Genomic DNA, 18,438 nt, shown 5'->3' with positions numbered 1-18,438 from the left:
CCCCCATGGCACACCCCGACTACCGCCCCCGCCGCATGCGCCACGACGAGTTCTCGCGCCGCCTGATGCGCGAAAACACGCTGACCACCGACGACCTGATCTACCCGGTGTTCGTGCATGACCTGGCCGGGCGCGCCCCGGTCGCGTCGATGCCGGGCGTGGAGCGGCTGTCGATCGACGAACTGCTCAAGGTGGCTGAAGAGGCGCTGGAGCTGGGCATTCCGGTGATCGACCTGTTCCCGGTGATCGACCCGTCCGGCAAGTCGCTGGATGCGGCGGCGGCCTGGGACGAGAACGGCCTGGCCCAGCGCGCCATCCGCGCGCTGAAGTCGCGCTTCCCGGAACTGGGCGTCATGACCGACGTGGCGCTGGACCCGTACACCACCCACGGCCAGGACGGGATCATCGACGACACCGGCTACGTGCTCAACGACATCACCGTGGCTGCGCTGGTCAAGCAGTCGCTGTCGCACGCGGAAGCGGGCGTGGACATCATCTCGCCCTCGGACATGATGGACGGCCGCATTGGCGCGATACGCCGCGCGCTGGACGCCGGCAACCACGTCAACGTGCGCATCATGGCCTACTCGGCCAAGTACGCCTCGGCGTTCTACGGCCCGTTCCGCGACGCGGTGGGCAGCTCGGCCAGCCTGGGCAAGGCCGACAAGAAAACCTACCAGATGGACCCGGCCAACGGCGACGAGGCCATGCGCGAGATCGCGCTGGACCTGGAAGAGGGCGCCGACATGGTGATGGTCAAGCCGGGCATGCCGTACCTGGACCTGGTGCGCCGGGTGAAGCAGCAGTTCGGCGTGCCGACCTTCGCCTACCAGGTCAGTGGCGAGTACGCGATGATGAAGGCGGCGTTCGCCAACGGCTGGCTGGACGAACGCGCCTGCGTGCTGGAGTCGCTGATCGGTTTCAAGCGTGCCGGCGCCGATGGCGTGCTGACCTATTTCGCCCCGCAGGTGGCGCGTTGGCTGCGCGAGCGCTGACAATACGCGTCAACACGCGAACAGGATGACGATGATGCAGACGATGGGATGGGTGCAGTGGTTGACCTGGGGCACCGGCGTGCTGGCCTTTGCGGTGGTGATCGGCCTGGTCATCCGCGGCGTGGTGCGTGCCGCGCGGCGCGCACCGGAACAGCCGTCCGCCGCTGCCCGCCTGGCCCGCGAGGCCAACCTGCCGCCGGCGGTCCAGGCCGCGCTGGCCGCGCTGAACCAGCGCAAGGACAACGGCGAAATCAGCGAAGCGCAGTACGAAGAGCAGCGCGCGGCGTTGTTGCGCGCGCACTGAACATCGTGCAGCCACGCAGGGCGTGGCGCTACGCTGGCCTATAACGGTAGCGCCACGCCCTGCGTGGCTGCACCCTCACCGACAGCCAGCCACGGCAGGCGTGCGCAAGCGATACAGATCCAACCCGCCCGCCTTCGGCGACCGTGCCTGCCCAGCCACCACCATCTCGCTGGGCTTGGATGCATCCACCACCGGCGCCCCGGTCTGCCCCTCGGCGGTATTGAACGAGAGCATCAGCGGCACCGCGGGCTTGGCGTAATCGCAGCCCACCAGCCACACCCGCGACTGCCCATCCGCCACGCGGGTGATCGCCAGCGCCCCGTCGTTGCCCAGCCAGTCGCCGCCCAGTTCGTCGGCGGCGCTGTTGAGCGGCGCCGGCAGCGGCGTCGCGGAGTTGAAGCCCCTGCCTTGCGCGGTCGCCACGTACAGGTCGAACCCGCCCTGGCTGACCTTGCCATTGCGGGCGAACAGCAGCACCTCGCCATCCGGGCGCACGGCCGGGCGGCGCTCGTCGGCGGCGGTGTTGACCGTCACCGGCATGGCCAGAACCGCACCGAAGCTGCCATCGGCGTGGATCATCACCCCGTACAGGTCGAACCCGCCGCGCCCGCTCGGGCGGTTGGAGGCGAAGTACAGCCAGGCACCGTCATGGCTGAAGAACGGATCGACCTCGTCGCTGGCGGTGTTGAGCGCCAGCGGCGTGGGGTCCTGCCAGCGTCCGTCACGCAGCACCGCCTGCCACAGGTCCCAGCCGCCGGCGCCACCGCCGCGGTCGGAGGCCCAGACGATGCGTTGACCGTCCGGGGCGATCGTCGCCTGGGCTTCGTTGGCCTTGGTCGAGACCACGCCCATGCCCTCGATGCCGAACTCGGAAAGTGCCATCGCGTGCGATGCGGAGAGTAAACTCACGCCCAGCGCGAGCAGTGACAAGGGAGTGCGCATAGTCGCTTCCATTGGGGTTTGCGTTCCAATCCAGGCCCGGAGTTTAAGACACCATGACCGCCCGTTACGCCGTATTCGGCCAGCCCATCGCCCACTCGCAGTCGCCGCACATCCACGCCGCGTTCGCCCGCCAGGAAGGCATCGCGCTGGATTACCGCGCCATTGAAGCGTCGCCGGCCGAGTTTCCCGCGGCGCTGGAGGCGTTCGCCGCCGACGGTGGCGTGGGCGCCAATGTCACCGCTCCGCTCAAGGAAATCGCCTTCGGTCTGTGCAGGACGTTCACTTCGCGCGCCAAACTGGCCGGCTCGGTCAATACGCTGCTGCGCAAGGACGGCTACTGGCACGGCGATACCACCGACGGGGTCGGCCTGGTGCGCGACCTGACCGACCGGCACGGCATGGACCTGCGTGGCCGGCGCGTGCTGCTGCTCGGCGCGGGCGGCTCGGCGCGCAGCGTCGCCCCGGCGCTGCTGGATGCCGGCATCCGCGAACTGGTGGTGGTCAACCGCACGCCCGAGCGCGCCGACGCGCTGGTCGACGCCATCGGTGAACCCGGCCGTGCACACACCCGCTACTGGGACACCCTGCACGAACTGGGCGACTTCGAACTGATCGTCAACGCCACCTCGGCCGGCCGGGATCGCGCCGAAGAGTTCAAGCTGCCGTTGTCGCTGGTCAACAGCCTGACCACGGCCGTGGACCTGAACTATGGCGAAGCCTCCTTCGCCTTCCTGGCCTGGGCGCGGTCGGCGTCGTGTCGCAACACGGTGGACGGTCTGGGCATGCTGGTCGAACAGGCCGCCACCAGTTTCCAGCAGTGGCACGAAGTCCGCCCGGAAACCGATCCGGTGTACGCCGAACTGCGCGTGCGCCATCCGCTGGCGGGTGAGGAATGAACGACCCCGCCGCCCTGCTGATCTCGGTGCTTACCTCGGCGGCGTTTCGCCTGCCGATCCTGATCGCGGTGTCGGTCTCGTTCGTCTGGGTGCTCGGCACCCCGCGCAGCCAGGTGCGCAGCGTGGCCGTGCTGGGACTGAGCCTGATGGCCGCCACGACCCTGCTCGGCCTGTTCGCGAACCTGGTGCCGCAGGTGATGGTGGCGCAGGGCGCGTATGAGTCCCTTACCGGTATCAGCAGGCTGATGGGCTGGATCCACTTCGCGCTCAACCTGGTGGAGGCGCTGGCCCTGGTGCTGGTGGTCTGGGCGTTGACCCGGTCCCTGCGCGACCGTGCGCTGCCGCCGGTCTGACAGGTCGAGCCGGTCACGGATCTGAACCGGCGCGGAAATCCGCGCCGGCCTCGGCCCCCGGGCATGAGAAAATACCCGCCTGATCCAGGCAGGACCTCCCCGGCGTGACCGAAAAAGTTGAAGCCCCGCGCGCGCTGAACGACGAGCTCAAGGCCGTCATCCGCGATGCCTACGCCAAGCTGCAGGCCAATACCCCCGGCTTCAGCACGCGGCGTTCGCAGAGCCAGATGATCGGCGTGGTCTCGCGTGCGTTGTCCCAGAGCGGCGGCGTGGGCGTGGTCGAGGCCCCCACCGGCGTGGGCAAGTCGCTGGGCTATCTCACCGCCGGCGTGCCGATTGCCTTGGCCACGAAGAAAAAGCTGGTGATCAGCACCGGTACCGTGGCGCTGCAGTCGCAGCTGGTCGAACGCGACATTCCCAACTTCCTCAAGGCCACCGGCCTGGAGGCCACGGTGGCGCTGGCCAAGGGCCGCACCCGCTACCTGTGCACGCGCAACGCCGCCGAAGCGCATGGCGACGGCGCGCAGGAAGGCATGTTCGAAGACGAGCAGCCGCTGTTCGACCGGCCACTGGCACCGATCGAGATGGACCTGGCCCAGAAGCTGAGCAAGGACTTCGTCGAAGGCCGCTGGAACGGCGACCTGGACAACGCACCGGACACCATCAGCGCCTCGCTGCGCTCGCGCATCACCACCCCGGCCTCGGGATGCGCAGGCCGCAAGTGCGCGTACTCGGCACAATGCGCGGTGCTGCGCGCCCGCAACAACGTGCGCGATGCGCAGATCGTGGTGACCAACCACGCGCTGCTGCTGTCGGCGCTGTCCATTGGCGAGAGCGACAACGGCCAGCCGTTGATCGCCCCACCGTCGGACATGCTGCTGGTGCTCGACGAAGGTCATCACATCGGCAACGTGGCCATCGACCAGGGCGCGGCCAGCCTGGCGCTGGACGAGATGGCCAAGCGCACCGGCCGCCTGCAGATCCTGATCGCCGCCGCGTACCGCGCCGTGGACAAGGACAAGCTGGGCAATCTGTTGCCGAACGAGGCCATCGACGTGGCGGCGCGCGTGAGCAAGCAGCTGCGTGTCTTCCGCGACGTGATCGACCGCAGCTGGCAGCCCGACCCGACCGCGCAGGAGCCGATGTGGCGCGCGCCGAACGGCCGGCTGCCGGACATCTGGATGGCCGACATCGAGGCACTCGCCGACGACACCCGCGCGCTGTTCAACTGGGCCCACGCCGCGCAGTCGCAGGTGGCCAAGGGCAAGCCTGAGGACGCCGCGCGCGAACGCCTGCAGCGCACGCTGGGCATGGCGCTGGAAATGATCGAGCAGCAGCACAGCCTGTGGACGGCCTGGCGCCGCGAGGACAAGGAGGGCCAGCCGCCGTTCGCGCGCTGGGTGACCCTCTCGCGCGACGGCGACCTGATCCTGCACGGCTCGCCGGTGTCGGCGGCCAACGTGCTGCGCAAGCTGCTCTGGGATGAAGTGGATTCGGTGGTGATGACCTCGGCCACGCTCACCGGTGGCGGCGATTTCCAGGCGCTGGCGATCGACAACGGCATTCCCGCCGAGGCCGAGATGGTCTCGCTGGCCTCGCCGTTCGACCTGCCCAACCAGGCCGAGCTGATCGTGCCCAACTTCCCGGTCACCCCGGACGACCGCGATCGTCATCCCAAGGAGGTGGCCAAGTACCTGGTCAAGGAACTGGACTGGAGCAAGGGCAGCATCGTGCTGTTCACCTCGCGCTGGAAGATGGAGAAGGTAGCCGAGCTGATGCCGGCCGCGCAGCGCAAACAGGTGCTGGTGCAGGGCGAAACGGCCAAGCAGAAGATGATCGACGAACACCTGCGGCGCACCTCGGCGGGCGAGGGGTCGGTATTGTTCGGCCTGAACTCGTTCGGCGAGGGCCTGGACCTGCCCGGTGAGGCGTGCACCACGGTGGTGATCACCCAGGTGCCGTTCGCGGTGCCGACCGACCCGCAGACCTCCACGCTCAGCGAATGGTTCGAGAGCCGCGGATTGAACGCGTTCAACCTGATCGCCGTCCCGCATGCGCTGCGCACCCTGACCCAGTTTGCCGGCCGCCTGATCCGCACCTCCACCGACACCGGCCGCGTGATCATCCTCGATTCACGCCTGATCAGCCGCCGCTACGGCAAGCGCATCATCGACGCGCTGCCGCCGTTCAAGCGCGTGATTGGCTGATCGGTACGTCGCAGCCACGCAGGGCGTGGCTCTACGCGGTGCATCATTGCCGCTGACGTAGGGACACGCCGTGCGTGTCCGCGCGGTGCCGACCTGGCACGGGTACTACCGCCACGCAGGGCGTGGCTCTACGCGTCATCGGTGCGCTGGATCTACGGTAGAGCCACGCCCTGCGTGGCTGCCGTTGCCGGCCGCCGCATCGGCAACCGCTGCCACTCGCTGAGGCTGCGCCACAGCCACTCCGCCGGGCCGAAGTAGAACCGCCGCAGCCACCACGCACTCAACCAGAGCTGCAGCGGAAACACGATGGCCGCCACCAGCAGCATCGGCCACAGACCGTGGGAATACCCGATGCCCAGCCCGAACCCGGCGAACAGCGGCACGCAGACCAGGCTCTGCAGCAGGTAGTTGCTCAACGTCATGCGCCCGGCCGGCACCAGCACGCGCAACCCACGCTCGGCCCATGGGCGCAGGTACAGCAGCGCGAACCCGCAGGCGATGGCGATGCCCAGCGCCAACGGCGCCACACGGTAGCTCACCCGCAGCAGGTAGCCGGGCACGCCCGCGCGCAGCACCGGCCACTGGGCCTTCAGCGCCGGTGCCCAGGTCTCCACGCACAGGAACGCGGCGGCCACGATCGCGCCGCCCACGCACAGCGAGCGCAGCAGCCGCAGGTGCCGTTCGGGGTACTGCAACAGGCCCCGGCGACCGGCCCAGTAACCCAGCAGGAAGCGGCCCAACACGAAAAACAGCAAGGCCCAGTTGGTCAACCGCACCCAGCCGCCAAGCACCAGGTTCTGCCACCACGCCTGCCACAGCGTTCCGTTGGACAAGGCATCCAGTGCGTGGGCATACATCTGCGCGCGCGGCGCCAGCGTCATCACCCACTCGCGCATCCACGGCGACAGCAGCGGCGGCAGGAACAGCGCGCAGACCAGCCCGGCCACCACCAGCGCGCGGTTGCCCAGGTGCCGGAACAGCGGCAGCAGCAACCCCACCACGGCATAGGTCAGCAGGATGTCGCCCCACCACAGCACGCTGGCATGCAGCAGCCCGATCAGCGCCAGCGCCGCCATCCGGCGCAGATGCGGCCCCAGCCCGGGGCGCGCCTCCATCTGCATCGCGAAACCCAGCCCGAACAGCAGCGAGAAGATGGTCACCGCCTTCATGTCGACCAGCCAGCCCATACCGGTGCGCAGCACCTGGTCCAGGCCCGCGCTGGGCAGCGCCTGTTGCGTGGCATCGTCGAGCAGGGCATCGAGCGAATAGAAGCGCAGGTTGACCAGGAACACGCCCAGCAGCGCGAACCCGCGCAGGGCGTCGATCAGCGGCTGTCGAGGTACCCGTACGGGCGCACCGATCGGCAATGGAGGGGGTGGCTTCATGGGCGGTAGAGCCACGCCCTGCGTGGCTGCGCATCAACGGTTCCCCAGTAGAGCCGGGCTCTGCCCGGCTGTCCAGCGGCATCCGCGCGGTCCTAAAGCTTGCTCAGATCCCGCACCGCCCCCTTGTCCGCACTGGTCGCCAGCAGCGCATAGGCCTTCAGCGCCCCGGTGACCTTGCGCGGGCGCACCTCGCGCGGCGTCCACCCCAGCGCATCCTGCTCCACGCGCCGCGCCGCCAGCGTGGCCTCATCCAGCAGCAGATCAATCCGCCGGGCCGGAATGTCGATGCGGATGGGGTCGCCATCGCGCACCAGCCCGATCGCCCCGCCGGCAGCGGCCTCGGGCGAGGCGTGACCGATCGACAGCCCCGACGTACCACCGGAGAAACGCCCATCGGTCAGCAACGCACACTGCTTGCCCAGCCCCTTGGATTTCAGGTAACTGGTGGGGTACAGCATTTCCTGCATGCCTGGCCCGCCGCGCGGACCCTCATAGCGGATGACCACCACGTCGCCGGCCACCACTTCATCGGCGAGGATGCCCTGCACCGCGGCATCCTGGCTTTCAAACACGCGTGCGCGGCCCTCGAAGACGTGGATGGATTCATCCACGCCCGCGGTCTTCACCACGCAGCCGTCCTCGGCCAGGTTGCCGCGCAGCACCGCCAGCCCGCCTTCGGCCGAGTAGGCATTGGCCACGTCGCGGATGCAGCCCTCGGCGCGGTCCAGGTCCAGCGAAGGCCAGCGCGTGGCCTGGCTGAAAGCCACCTGGGTGGGAATGCCGGCCGGGCCGGCGCTGAAGAACTCATGCACGCCCGCGTCGTCGGTCACCGCCACATCCCAGCGCGCAATCGCGTCGGCGAGGGTGCGGCTGTGCACGGTCGGCACGTCGGTGTGCAGCAGGCCGCCGCGCGCCAGCGAACCCAGGATGGCGAACACGCCACCGGCGCGGTGCACGTCTTCCATGTGGTACTTCGGCGTGTTCGGCGCCACCTTGCACAGCTGCGGCACGCGCCGCGACAGTGCGTCGATGGCATGCAGGTCGAAGTCCACCTCCGCTTCCTGCGCCGCCGCCAGCAGGTGCAGGATGGTGTTGGTCGAGCCGCCCATGGCGATGTCCAGGGTCATCGCATTTTCGAATGCGGCCACGCTGGCGATGGTGCGCGGCAGCGCATTGGCATCCTCGCCGCCATACCAGCGGTGGCACAGTTCGACGATGAGGCGGCCGGCGCGGCGGAACAGCTGCTCGCGGTCGGCGTGGGTGGCCAGGGTCGAACCGTTGCCCGGCAGCGACAGCCCCAACGCCTCGGTGAGGCAGTTCATCGAGTTGGCGGTGAACATGCCCGAACACGACCCGCACGTCGGGCAGGCGCTGCGCTCGTACTCGGCGACCTTTTCGTCGCTTGCGCTGGCATCGGCGGCGATCACCATCGCATCCACCAGGTCCAGCTTGTGTTCGGACAGGCGGGTCTTGCCCGCTTCCATCGGCCCGCCGGACACGAACACCACCGGGATGTTCAGGCGCAGCGCGGCCATCAGCATGCCGGGAGTGATCTTGTCGCAATTGGAGATGCACACCAGCGCGTCGGCGCAGTGTGCGTTGACCATGTACTCCACCGAGTCGGCGATGATCTCGCGGCTGGGCAGCGAATACAGCATGCCGTCGTGGCCCATCGCGATGCCGTCGTCCACGGCGATGGTGTTGAACTCCTTGGCCACGCCGCCGACCTGTTCAATCTCGCGCGCCACCAGCTGGCCAAGATCCTTGAGGTGCACGTGGCCGGGCACGAACTGGGTGAACGAGTTGGCGATGGCGATGATCGGCTTGTGGAAGTCGGCATCGGTCATGCCGGTGGCGCGCCACAAGGCGCGTGCGCCGGCCATGTTGCGGCCGGCGGTGGAGGTGCGGGAGCGGTATTCAGGCATGGGGCTGGCAGGATCTGGCGGGCCGTGGGGGCGCGTTGCCACTCGATTCTGCCGAAAAATTCCGGTTGCGTTTGCAACGATCCAGACGGCGGATCCTGAAACGCCGTTCATCTTTTCGACTTTGCCGGTTTTGGTTGTTGGCGGGGATCAGGCATGATTGAGGGGATAACTGTACAAAGGGGGCACGACGCCATGAAACGTTCCAGGACTACCGCACTGCTGCTGATGAGCGCTGCGCCGCTGCTGTTCACTGCCTGCCAGAAGGATGAGGCGGTGCAGGTGCAGGAAGGGCTGTACACCTCGGTGCAGGCGTGTACCGAAGCGACGGGCAACCCGTCCAGCTGCCGTACCGCCTTTGCCGAAGCGCAGAAGCAGTCCGCCGACGCCGCCCCCAAGTACGCCTCGCGTGCCGAATGCGAAGCCGAGTACAACGCCGAGCAGTGCGTGGAACAGAAGACCTCGACCGGCCATTCGTTCATCGGCCCGATGATGATGGGCTTCTTCATGTCGCAGATGCTCAGCAACCGTGGCGCCGGCCTGGCGCAGGCCCCGGCTGCAAGCCCGGCCTACCAGGACAAGGCCAAGGGCTGGGCGCGCCCGGCCCCCGGTGGCAGCGGTGGGCTGAATACGGCCAGCGGCATCGGCGCCGGGAAAGCGGGCCTGGCCGCGGTGACCAGCACCCCGAACCGCGCCGTGACGGCCAGCCGTGGCGGTTTTGGCAACACCAGCAGCAGCCGCAGCAGCTACGGCGGCTGATCCGATGCAGCGCGTGCGTATCGCCGAGCGCAGCCAATGGCGCGCTCGGGCCGAGGAATCCGGCTTCCGCTTCCACACCATCGACGGCCTGCCGTACTGGGACGAAACCGCGTATTACGCGTTCACCCTGCGCCAGATCGAACAGGACATCGAAGACCCCAGCGCCGAGCTGCACGCCATGGCCATGGACCTGGTCGACGAAGTGGTGGGCAGCCAACAGCTGATGGACCAGCTGGCCATCCCGGCCCAGTTCCGCGACTGGATCGCCGACAGCTGGCGCCGGCGCGAGCCGCACCTGTACGGGCGGTTGGACTTTGCCTATGACGGTACAGGCCCGGCCAAGCTTTACGAGCTCAATTACGACACGCCCACCTCGCTGTTCGAGGCCTCGTTCTTCCAGTGGCAATGGCTGGAAGACCAGCGCAACCAGAATCGCCTGCCGGCCCACGCCGACCAGTTCAACGCGATCCATGAGGCGCTGGTCGAGCGTTTTACGCAGCTGTCTGCGCAGTTGCCGCCGCCGTTGTACTTCAGTGCGGTGGGCAGTTCCGAAGAAGACCAGGGCACCGTGGCCTACCTGCGCGACTGCGCGGCCCAGGCCGGGTTGCGCGGCGAGGCCATCGCCATCGAGGACATCGGCCTGTCTGAAGACGGGCGCTTCACCGCCCTGGACGACACGGTGATCGGCAGCCTGTTCAAGCTGTACCCGCTGGAAGACCTGATGACCGAATCGTTCGGCCAGGCGCTGCCCAGCTCGGGCGTGCAGCTGCTGGAGCCGGCGTGGAAGGCGATCCTCAGCAACAAGGGCGTGCTGCCGCTGCTGTGGCAGCGCCATCGCGGCCATCCCAACCTGCTTGCGGCCGAGTTCGACGACGGCAGCGCGCTGCCGGCCGGCTGGGTGCGCAAACCGCTGTTCTCACGCGAAGGCGCCAACGTGGCCATGCACCTGGCCGATGGCAGCTGGCAGGAAAGCGAAGGCCCGTACACCGGCCCCGCCATCCGCCAGGCCGCGCACCCGCTGACCGCGTTCGACGGCGGCTACCCGCTCATCGGCAGCTGGGTGGTCGGTGACCACGCCTGCGGCATGGGTATCCGCGAAGACAACAGCCGCATCACCCGCGACAGCGCCCGCTTCGTGCCGCACGCGATCATCGACGCGGCACCGACACGCATCTTCGTCTGACCCTCCAGACCGGGAGGATCGACGGGGTAGAGCGGACTGTTAGTCCGCTGCCGTTGACGGGGTGGCGAGGGTCGCGATGCCGTGGTGTAGAGCAGCGGACTAACAGTCCGCTCTACCGGTCCGCTCTACCGACGGCCCTCGGCTCACGGCTGGGTGCGGGACGGAACCGACAGCGGCATCCCGTCTGCACCGGCGTAGAACACCAGCAACGCCACCTCTTCCGGACCGGTACGGCCGCGGTGCGCAACGTCAACAAGCTCGGCGATCACGTCGCCTTCCCTGAACATGCGTTCCTGGCCCGTGTCGCGGCGTTCCACCGTAATGCTGCCGCGCTCGACATAGGCCATGTTCACCATGGGATGCGTGTGCCAGTCCAGCAGGGTCTCCGCCGGGATGCGCAGGCGCAGCAGGCTGACCAGCGGGGTGGCATGCGGGTACGCCCACCACGCCGATCCATCCCAGGCACGATCGGCCTGCGCGAGGACCTCGGTTTCGACCTCATGGCCTGAGGCGGTGTGAATGCCGCCGAGCAGCAGGAACAGCGGAAGGAACAGGCGACGCATGACAATCTCCACAGCAGGGACGGTGCTTCATCCTGGAGGAAGAAGATGCGCTGCACTGTGTGCCCGTTCACCGACGCAGTCACCCACCGGTTGATTGTTCTGATCGACCATGGAAAACGGAAAGAGACGCCCTACAGCAAGCCATCGCGCTTCACCGCCAGGTACCGCTCCACCAGCGCACCCGGCAGTGCATCGGCGGTGACATCCAGCACCATCACCCGGTGGCTGCGCAGCGCTTCATGCGCGTCGTTGCGCTGCTGCAGGTAGCGCGCGATCGCGCCCGCCTGCGCCGCGTCCTGCAGGGTCTCCACCTCCTGTCCGAGCGCGGCATCCAGCTCGCGTTCGCGCAGGCTGGCCACGCACACCAGATGCTGGCGCTGCAGCAGGCGCACCGCCACCAGCAGGTCCTCGATGTCCTCATCGCGCACATTGGTGACCAGCATCACCAGCGAACGCCGGCGCTGGCGCAGGCTCAGTTCGGTGGCGGCCGCCAGGTAGTCGGTGGCGACCGGCTGGGCCTGCAGGTCGTAGCTGGCGCGCAACAGCGCGTCGATCGCGCCCATGCCACGCTGTGGCGCCACCCAGCGGCTGTCGCCGCCGCTGGCGAACAGGCCCACGCCGTCGCCCTGGCGCAGGGCCAGGTAGGACACCACCAGCGCGGCATTGAGCACGTGGTCGAAGTGCGACAGGCCGCCTTCGCTGGCCATCATGCGACGGCCGGTGTCGATCATCAGCACCAGCTGCTGGTTCTTCTCGTCCTGGTACTCGCGCGAAATCAGCTTGCGCGCGCGCGAGGTGGCCTTCCAGTCGATCTGGCGCAGGCTGTCGCCGATGCGGTACTCGCGCATCTGGTGGAAATCGGTGCCTTCACCCCGGCGGCGCTTGAGGTGCGCACCGACCAGGCGTGATGCCTGTTCGGCACTGAACAGCGCAAACCGGGTCAGCGGCGCGAAGTTGGGGTACACGCGCACGGTCAGCGCCGGCGGCAGCAGGCGTCGCTGCCGCCACATCCGCCACGGCGCGTGCAGGCGCAGGTGCACGCCGTCGAACACGAAGCGGCCGCGCGCGGTTGGTGTGAGCGTGTAGTCGAAACTGCTGGCCACCAGCGGCTTCAGCGTCAGCGTGCGCGGCAGTCCCTGCAGCGACCACTCCCCGGGCACCAGGTCGAACACGTCCACGCGCTGGCGGCGGCTGGACTCGATGCGCAGGGTGGTGCGTCGCTCGACATTCAGGGCCAACGCCTCGGGCAATTCGCGCTGCACCGTCGGCGAAGGCTGGGCACGCAGCCGCAGCAGGTCGATCAGCGCCAGCAGCACGACCCCGGCACCCGTGGCCTGCCAGGCCCAGCCGGGCAGCAGGCCGAACGCCACCGGCAGCCCGAGCAGCGCCCAGCCGACCAGCAGCACCAGCAGCAGCGGCCCTGGCCTCATTTGCGCGGCGCTTCCACCTTGGCCAGCAGGGCGGTCAGTGCATCGTCGGCCGACTGCCCTTCGATCTGCAGCTCCGGGGCCAGCGCGATGCGGTGACGCAGCGCCGGGCGGGCGATCTCGCGCACGTCATCGGGGGTCACGAAGTCACGCCCGGCCAGCACGGCCTGTGCGCGTGCCGCACGTACCAGCGCGATGCTGCCGCGCGGGCCGGCGCCCAGCGCGATGCCGGGGAAGCTGCGGGTCGCCGCGACGATGCGTACCGCATAGTCCACCACTTCCGGGTCCACGGTGATGGCCGCCGTGGCCTGCTGCAGGGCAATCACCTCGGCGGCGTTGAGTACGCGCGGCACCTGCGACAGGTCGAAGTCGGCCGCGCTGCGCCCGGTGGTGATCGCATCGACCATGCGCTTCTCGTCTTCCAGCGCCGGGTAATCGATGATCACCTTGAGCAGGAAACGATCCAGCTGCGCTTCCGGCAGCGGGTAGGTGCCTTCCTGTTCCACCGGGTTCTGCGTGGCCAGGGCCAGGAACGGCGGGGTCAACGCAAACGACTTGCCTTCGATGGTGACCTGGCCTTCCTGCATCACTTCCAGCAGCGCCGACTGGGTCTTGGCCGGCGCCCGGTTGATCTCGTCGGCCAGCAACAGGTTGGTGAATACCGGGCCGCGGCGGATCTTGAAGCTCTCCGACTTCGGGTCGTACACGGCGTGGCCGCTGACGTCGCTGGGCATCAGGTCCGGCGTGAACTGTACGCGGCCGTAGTCCAGTTCGAGTGCCTGCGCCAGGGCGCGCACCAGCAGCGTCTTGCCCAGCCCGGGCACGCCTTCGATCAGCACGTGGCCACCGGCCAGCAGTGCGATCAGGATCTGGTCGAGCACCTCGGGCTGGCCGATGAAGGCGCGGCCCACGGCGTCGCGAACGGCATCGACGCGTTCAACCAGGCTCTGGCCGGTCAGCGCGGGAGGGGACAGCGGCGGCGGAACGGTCGGCTCGGTCATAGCAGGTTTCTCATCTGGATCAGCAGGCGGATGCGGTCACGCAGGCCGGCGACATCCTGGGATGCCGGCGCCTGCAGGGCGGTCTGGACGCGGGAATGCGGCCACTGCAGCAGGGTGGCGATGGCGTGCACCTGGGCCTCGCCGGTCAAGGCAGCGGCGGTCGGCGCACGCCGCCGCAGGCGCGCCAGGAAGGCGCGGCGCACGGCGTCGTACAGCAGCGGTGCCTTGCCGTAGCGCAGCAGGTGTTCGCCGCTGGCACGCACGTGTTCCAGCAGCGAACGACGCTCGCTGGCCGGCGCGGGCAAGGGGCTGCCGAAGCGCTGCGCGCGCTGCCACAGCCAGCCCAGCAGGGCGAGCAGCAGCGGCACCCAGACCGGCCAGCCCTGGTAGAAGATGCGCGACCACAGCGTCGGCGGCCGCGAGCCGTAGATCAGCCACATCGTGCCCTTGGCATAGTTCGGTTCCAGCACGTAGCGGGTCAGGTCGCGGTGGGCGGTGTCATGCAGGCCATCGGTCAGGCTGTCCTTGGCATCGTCGGCGTCGAACGGTCGCGGCGTGCCCTTGAGGAACTCCATGTCCGACAGCACGTCCACCGTGCCGGCGCCCTTGCGCAGGCGTGCGAAGACCAGGCCCTCGTCATCGCCCCATTCGCGCTCCACGCGGATGCCGTCGGGCGCATCCACGCCGAAGCGGCGACCGCTGCAGAACTCGGAGTGACCCGGGTCATCCGCAATGTGGAACGGTTTGCATGCGCTGTCGTAGTACTCGGTGTCCACGCCGAGTGCATCCAGCAGCGGTCCTTGCACAGCGTCGTCGTCCCCGGCCAGCGGCGGCGTGCGCAGCAGCAGATGACCGCCGCGTTCCACCCACTGCAGCAGCGACTGCGCGATGGGCGGGGGAACATCGGCGTTGTCCTGCAGCAGCACCACGGTGTCACCCGGCTGAAGCGGCATGCGCTGCAGATCGAGACGGGGACTGGAATGCGCGGTGATGCCATCGGCGCGCAACGCCTGCCCCAGTACATACAGCGGGTTGTAGCTGGCCTCGCCCTGCGGTGGCAGGTGCTCGGTATGGGTCACGCGCTCATGGCTGCGCAGGAACAGGATCGCCAGCGGCACGCCCAGCGTCACCAGCACCGCCAACACCACCAGCCAGCGTAGACGGGCACTCATGCGCGCCACCGGAACTGGCTCTGCAGCGTGCTCGCCAAGCTGTCGAATGCCTCGTATTCCGGCAGGCGCCCCGCATACGCGGCGTACTGCCACATGCGGACGATCTCCGCGAACAGGGTGCGGTCGGCTTCCAGGGGCATGCGCCGCGACGCGCGCAGGCACTGTGCCTCGGTGGCACCCGGCGGCAGCACCACCTCGGCGCGCTCGCTCATCGATTCCACGCTGGCGCGGTACAACAGGGCCAGCGCCTGGCGCGGGCGGCCCTGCTGCCACAGGTCGCGCGCACGCGCGGCGGGATCCGGCGGGATGACCTCGGGAAGCTCCACCGTCTCCTCGACCACCGGGTCTGCGGCGCTCCGGCGACGCACGCCGGTGCCGCGCAGCCACCGCAGCCAGCGCGGCGCGGTGGCGATCAGCAGCAGCACCAGCAGCCCGACGAAGCCCCACAGGATCCATTCGGCAATCTGCGCCGGCAGGCGTGGGCCCTTGCGGCCCTTGCCGTCCTTGTCCAGCTTCCGTTCTTTCTTTTCGGCGTCCTTCTCCGCGTCGGTCAGCGTGCGCTCCCAGCGGCTGACCTCGCGGCTGGGGCTCACCAACGGATCTTCGTAGGCGCGCTGGACCGCCTGGCGGAAACCGGCGGTATCGGGTGCGCCGCCGAAGATCACCGCCGGCGTGTTGGACGGGTCGTCCGCGGGTACCTCGGGTTGGTCCCCGTCCTCGTCTTCGTCCTCGTCGTCATACGACTCGCCATCCTCGCCGGACACACCCGACGGAGCGCTGCAGCTGGGCGCGACCCCCGGTTCGGCGGCCTGCAGCGCGCCCATCGGCCAGCACAGCACCAGCGCAAGCACCAGCAACGGTGCGGCCTGCTGCAGGCGTTCGCGCAGCCGGCGGAACGCGATCTCCACGTCCCACGCTTCCATCTCGGTGCGGCGGTTGAGGTACAGCGCGAAGCCGGCGCCTGCATAGAAGGGACCGATCAATGTAGCGGCCAACCAGAAGCAGAGGTTTACCCCCAGCTGCGCCCACAGCGGCATGTTCTCGCTGACCATCTCCCATGCCGTGCGCCAGGAGTCGGAAAGCAGCTCGAACGGCACGAACAGGAAGATCGCCGCGATGCAGCCGGTGACGATGACCACCTCGAAAGCCATGCACGTGACCGTCAGCAGCAGTGCGTGCCCGAATGCACCGCCAAGCACGGCGCGGCGGCGCACGCTGCGTTGCTGGGCATCACTACCCTCCAGCAGGTTGACCGGCAGCAGCAGTGAGCGGAACGGGCTGAAGCGACGCCAACCCAGGTAGCCCCAGAAGCCGGTCCAACCCCACCGGCCCTGCGCACGCAGCGTCTGCAGGGGACGCGGCTCGTCGCCGAACACCCCGCGCGAGATCACGTACAGCGCGGTCCGGTCCGACAGCGGCTTGAGCCACCACACCGCGAGCCATGCCCAGCCGAATGCATCGGCCCACCACGCCACCGCGTTGATCACCGCGAACAGGGGCAGCGAGATGCACACCAGCGGCAGCCAGATCGCGCGTGCGTGGCGGCGCACCAGTGCGGTGCCCAGCTCCATCGCCTCCCATTCCGACCGGGCGCGCAGGTTCACGTTGAGCTGGTCAATGCGCACGGCCGTCTCCACGTCCGCCACGCCACAGCCACACGAAGACCAGGGTCCACAGCACGGCGGCCACGCTGTACTTGCCCCATCCCGGGACCTCGGCAATGGACGACCAGAATGCTTCGATGAAGGCAGCCACCAGCAGCATTGCCGCCACGCCCAGGCACAGCTTTGCCCCGATCACGCCGCCTTCGACCAGCGCATCCACGCGTCTGCGCCGGCCGGGTGCCAGCAGCTTCATGCCCAGCTGCAGGCCCGCGCCACCGGCGATCACGATCGCGGTCAGCTCGAACGCGCCGTGGCCCACCACGAACCGCCAGAAGGGATCGCCGTGGCCGATGTGCTGCAGGTGCCCGGCCACCGCGCCGATGGTGAGCCCGTTGAACAGCAGCACCAGCACCGTGCCGACGCCGGCAAGCAGCCCGCTGGCGAAGGTGCGCAGGCCGATGCTGATGTTGTTCATGATGTAGTGGCCGAACATCATCCAGTCCGTGCCGCTGTCGCGGCCCAGGTGCGGCGAGGCCGGGTCGTACATGCGCTCCATCGCCGCGATGTCCTTGTTGTCCATCAGCATGTGGACAATGTCGGGGTGCCACTGGATCAGCGCGAAGCTGCCCACCAGCGGCAGCATGAACAACGCGGTGGCCACCCACATGCTGCGCGCCTGGCTGCGGACCAGTTGCGGGAAATCGGCGAACAGGAACTCCGCGGCGCGCCGCCAGCGCGGCGCCGGGGTGCGGTAGAGCAGGCCATGGCCCTGCTGCATCAGCTGCTGCAGGCGCGCCACCAGCTGCGGGCTGTAGCCACGCTTGCGCGCCAATGCCAGCTGCTGGCACAGCCGCCGGTAGTGCTGCGGAATGTCTTCGTCGTTCAGCGACGACGCATCGGGCGTGCGCCGCGCGCGCCGCGCACTGTCGCCACGCAGGCTCAGCCAGCGCTCCAGGGCCTGCCATTCGGACTGATAACGGGCGACGAACTGTTCCTGCCTCATCGACGCCCCAGCAGCCAGTTGGCCATCGCATACAGACGCAGTACGCCCACCTGACCGTGCCCGCCACTGATCGGCTCGGCCACCGCAGCCAGTTCCTGCTGGCGGGGACCGGACAGCCGTGGCGCGCGCTCGGCGAAGGCGACCACTGCGGCCTGCTCGGCCGGCAGCAACGGCTGCGGCGGTGCCAGCACCGTGTCGATGGCCACGCTGGCCGACAGCGGCTGGGTACTGTCGTGGACCACGACGGTGCCGGCGACGAGGTCGCCGAGCCGGCGGCCGTGCGGGTCGAACAGGCTCGACAGCAGGCCCAGCGCATAGCCGAACGGCAGCATGTCCACGGTGCGCAGCAGGTTGCGGGTGATGGCGGCCATCCAGCCGATCGGCGCACCGTCCTGGGCGACCACGCGCAGGTGCAGCGCGCGCTTGCCCAGGGTGCGGCCCCAGCAGGCTTCCTGCACGATGGTGTAGGCCCACATCAGCAGGAACATCAGGGCCAGGTAGAGACCCTGGCCGAACTCACCGAGGACGGCCAGCGGAATGCTCAGCAGCATCATCGCGGCCGCGCGGATGACGAAGTCGATCCCCCAGGCCAGCGCACGCGGCACCGGGCCGGCGGCCGGCAGGTGCAGCGGCACGCCTTCGGGCGTGATCACTTCACGGTAGGTATCCAGCATCGGCGCGCTCATGCGCGCACGCGGGAGGTGGGTCGCCGGAATCCCCTC

Annotated in this window: 17 protein-coding genes; 7 read left to right on the top strand and 10 right to left on the bottom strand. The window is 68.8% G+C overall.

Features of this window, described 5'->3' with window-relative positions:
• Positions 1-5 precede the first annotated feature (5 nt).
• Together hemB and AC3ITN_RS18610 are read left to right on the top strand one after the other, a co-directional pair.
• A complete protein-coding gene (gene hemB, locus AC3ITN_RS18615; RefSeq protein WP_313345595.1) occupies positions 6-995 on the top strand; it encodes a porphobilinogen synthase in 990 nt (329 codons plus the stop codon).
• Positions 996-1,026: 31 nt separating this feature from the next.
• Complete coding sequence (locus AC3ITN_RS18610) at positions 1,027-1,299, top strand: gas vesicle protein GvpG (RefSeq protein ID WP_313345628.1); 273 nt, start codon at positions 1,027-1,029, stop codon at positions 1,297-1,299.
• 75 nt (positions 1,300-1,374) lie between these two features.
• On the opposite strand, the gene AC3ITN_RS18605 is transcribed toward AC3ITN_RS18610, so the two are convergent.
• Positions 1,375-2,241, bottom strand: a complete 867-nt coding sequence (locus tag AC3ITN_RS18605; protein WP_489391477.1) for a TolB family protein — start codon at positions 2,239-2,241, stop codon at positions 1,375-1,377.
• Between the two features lie 53 nt (positions 2,242-2,294).
• Between AC3ITN_RS18605 and aroE the strand changes: the two genes are divergently transcribed.
• The 3 genes from aroE to dinG all read left to right on the top strand — a co-directional run bounded on the left by aroE (position 2,295) and on the right by dinG (position 5,697).
• Positions 2,295-3,137: a shikimate dehydrogenase gene (gene aroE / locus AC3ITN_RS18600; RefSeq protein ID WP_489391476.1), complete on the top strand. Its 843-nt coding sequence runs from the start codon at positions 2,295-2,297 to the stop codon at positions 3,135-3,137.
• Positions 3,134-3,490 (top strand): hypothetical protein, encoded by a 357-nt coding sequence (locus AC3ITN_RS18595; RefSeq protein WP_313345588.1) that lies wholly within the window; start codon positions 3,134-3,136, stop codon positions 3,488-3,490. Before aroE ends, AC3ITN_RS18595 begins: the two co-directional genes overlap by 4 nt.
• Before the next feature lie 104 nt (positions 3,491-3,594).
• Positions 3,595-5,697, top strand: coding sequence for an ATP-dependent DNA helicase DinG (dinG, locus tag AC3ITN_RS18590; RefSeq protein WP_489391475.1), 2,103 nt, complete (start codon positions 3,595-3,597; stop codon positions 5,695-5,697).
• 152 nt (positions 5,698-5,849) lie between these two features.
• Here the strand turns inward: dinG and AC3ITN_RS18585 are convergent, their stop codons facing one another.
• Both AC3ITN_RS18585 and ilvD read right to left on the bottom strand, forming a co-directional pair.
• Complete coding sequence (locus tag AC3ITN_RS18585) at positions 5,850-7,082, bottom strand: DUF418 domain-containing protein (RefSeq protein ID WP_489391474.1); 1,233 nt, start codon at positions 7,080-7,082, stop codon at positions 5,850-5,852.
• 92 nt (positions 7,083-7,174) lie between these two features.
• Positions 7,175-9,007, bottom strand: coding sequence for a dihydroxy-acid dehydratase (ilvD, locus tag AC3ITN_RS18580; RefSeq protein ID WP_313345580.1), 1,833 nt, complete (start codon positions 9,005-9,007; stop codon positions 7,175-7,177).
• A gap of 192 nt (positions 9,008-9,199) precedes the next feature.
• Between ilvD and AC3ITN_RS18575 the strand changes: the two genes are divergently transcribed.
• Positions 9,200-9,763 carry a DUF1190 domain-containing protein gene (locus AC3ITN_RS18575; RefSeq protein ID WP_489391473.1) on the top strand — a complete coding sequence of 188 codons (564 nt, stop codon included), beginning with the start codon at positions 9,200-9,202 and terminating at the stop codon, positions 9,761-9,763.
• A gap of 4 nt (positions 9,764-9,767) precedes the next feature.
• Positions 9,768-10,946 carry a glutathionylspermidine synthase family protein gene (locus tag AC3ITN_RS18570; protein ID WP_489391472.1) on the top strand — a complete coding sequence of 393 codons (1,179 nt, stop codon included), beginning with the start codon at positions 9,768-9,770 and terminating at the stop codon, positions 10,944-10,946.
• A gap of 143 nt (positions 10,947-11,089) precedes the next feature.
• On the opposite strand, the gene AC3ITN_RS18565 is transcribed toward AC3ITN_RS18570, so the two are convergent.
• From AC3ITN_RS18565 to AC3ITN_RS18535, 7 genes are all read right to left on the bottom strand, one after another.
• Complete coding sequence (locus tag AC3ITN_RS18565) at positions 11,090-11,509, bottom strand: cupin domain-containing protein (protein ID WP_489391471.1); 420 nt, start codon at positions 11,507-11,509, stop codon at positions 11,090-11,092.
• A 131-nt stretch (positions 11,510-11,640) separates the two neighbouring features.
• Positions 11,641-12,939, bottom strand: a complete 1,299-nt coding sequence (locus tag AC3ITN_RS18560) for a DUF58 domain-containing protein (RefSeq protein WP_489391470.1) — start codon at positions 12,937-12,939, stop codon at positions 11,641-11,643.
• Positions 12,936-13,937, bottom strand: a complete 1,002-nt coding sequence (locus AC3ITN_RS18555; protein ID WP_313345568.1) for an AAA family ATPase — start codon at positions 13,935-13,937, stop codon at positions 12,936-12,938. Before AC3ITN_RS18555 ends, AC3ITN_RS18560 begins: the two co-directional genes overlap by 4 nt.
• Complete coding sequence (locus tag AC3ITN_RS18550; protein WP_489391469.1) at positions 13,934-15,109, bottom strand: DUF4350 domain-containing protein; 1,176 nt, start codon at positions 15,107-15,109, stop codon at positions 13,934-13,936. The genes AC3ITN_RS18555 and AC3ITN_RS18550 overlap by 4 nt, the downstream gene beginning before the upstream one ends.
• Positions 15,106-16,734 (bottom strand): DUF4129 domain-containing protein, encoded by a 1,629-nt coding sequence (locus tag AC3ITN_RS18545; RefSeq protein ID WP_489391468.1) that lies wholly within the window; start codon positions 16,732-16,734, stop codon positions 15,106-15,108. Before AC3ITN_RS18545 ends, AC3ITN_RS18550 begins: the two co-directional genes overlap by 4 nt.
• Positions 16,724-17,716, bottom strand: coding sequence for a stage II sporulation protein M (locus tag AC3ITN_RS18540; RefSeq protein ID WP_313345560.1), 993 nt, complete (start codon positions 17,714-17,716; stop codon positions 16,724-16,726). The genes AC3ITN_RS18545 and AC3ITN_RS18540 overlap by 11 nt, the downstream gene beginning before the upstream one ends.
• Positions 17,713-18,402 (bottom strand): RDD family protein, encoded by a 690-nt coding sequence (locus AC3ITN_RS18535; protein ID WP_489391467.1) that lies wholly within the window; start codon positions 18,400-18,402, stop codon positions 17,713-17,715. The genes AC3ITN_RS18540 and AC3ITN_RS18535 overlap by 4 nt, the downstream gene beginning before the upstream one ends.
• Between the last annotated feature and the right edge of the window lie 36 nt (positions 18,403-18,438).

This window comes from Stenotrophomonas sp. KH_036_B (genome assembly GCF_057839485.1).
Note: the sequence above shows the minus strand (reverse complement) of the source record. Positions and strands in the feature narration are given on the sequence as shown.

What these genes read in the sequence shown, in the direction of transcription:
- AC3ITN_RS18595 (WP_313345588.1), top strand. Translation starts at nt 3,134, where the DNA reads ATGAACGACCCCGCCGCCCTGCTGATCTCGGTGCTTACCTCGGCGGCG.
- AC3ITN_RS18540 (WP_313345560.1), bottom strand. Translation starts at nt 17,716, where the DNA reads ATGAGGCAGGAACAGTTCGTCGCCCGTTATCAGTCCGAATGGCAGGCC.
- AC3ITN_RS18605 (WP_489391477.1), bottom strand. Translation starts at nt 2,241, where the DNA reads ATGCGCACTCCCTTGTCACTGCTCGCGCTGGGCGTGAGTTTACTCTCC.
- aroE (WP_489391476.1), top strand. Translation starts at nt 2,295, where the DNA reads ATGACCGCCCGTTACGCCGTATTCGGCCAGCCCATCGCCCACTCGCAG.
- AC3ITN_RS18565 (WP_489391471.1), bottom strand. Translation starts at nt 11,509, where the DNA reads ATGCGTCGCCTGTTCCTTCCGCTGTTCCTGCTGCTCGGCGGCATTCAC.
- AC3ITN_RS18560 (WP_489391470.1), bottom strand. Translation starts at nt 12,939, where the DNA reads ATGAGGCCAGGGCCGCTGCTGCTGGTGCTGCTGGTCGGCTGGGCGCTG.
- AC3ITN_RS18575 (WP_489391473.1), top strand. Translation starts at nt 9,200, where the DNA reads ATGAAACGTTCCAGGACTACCGCACTGCTGCTGATGAGCGCTGCGCCG.
- ilvD (WP_313345580.1), bottom strand. Translation starts at nt 9,007, where the DNA reads ATGCCTGAATACCGCTCCCGCACCTCCACCGCCGGCCGCAACATGGCC.
- AC3ITN_RS18585 (WP_489391474.1), bottom strand. Translation starts at nt 7,082, where the DNA reads ATGAAGCCACCCCCTCCATTGCCGATCGGTGCGCCCGTACGGGTACCT.
- AC3ITN_RS18550 (WP_489391469.1), bottom strand. Translation starts at nt 15,109, where the DNA reads ATGAGTGCCCGTCTACGCTGGCTGGTGGTGTTGGCGGTGCTGGTGACG.
- hemB (WP_313345595.1), top strand. Translation starts at nt 6, where the DNA reads ATGGCACACCCCGACTACCGCCCCCGCCGCATGCGCCACGACGAGTTC.
- AC3ITN_RS18570 (WP_489391472.1), top strand. Translation starts at nt 9,768, where the DNA reads ATGCAGCGCGTGCGTATCGCCGAGCGCAGCCAATGGCGCGCTCGGGCC.
- AC3ITN_RS18535 (WP_489391467.1), bottom strand. Translation starts at nt 18,402, where the DNA reads ATGAGCGCGCCGATGCTGGATACCTACCGTGAAGTGATCACGCCCGAA.
- AC3ITN_RS18555 (WP_313345568.1), bottom strand. Translation starts at nt 13,937, where the DNA reads ATGACCGAGCCGACCGTTCCGCCGCCGCTGTCCCCTCCCGCGCTGACC.
- AC3ITN_RS18610 (WP_313345628.1), top strand. Translation starts at nt 1,027, where the DNA reads ATGATGCAGACGATGGGATGGGTGCAGTGGTTGACCTGGGGCACCGGC.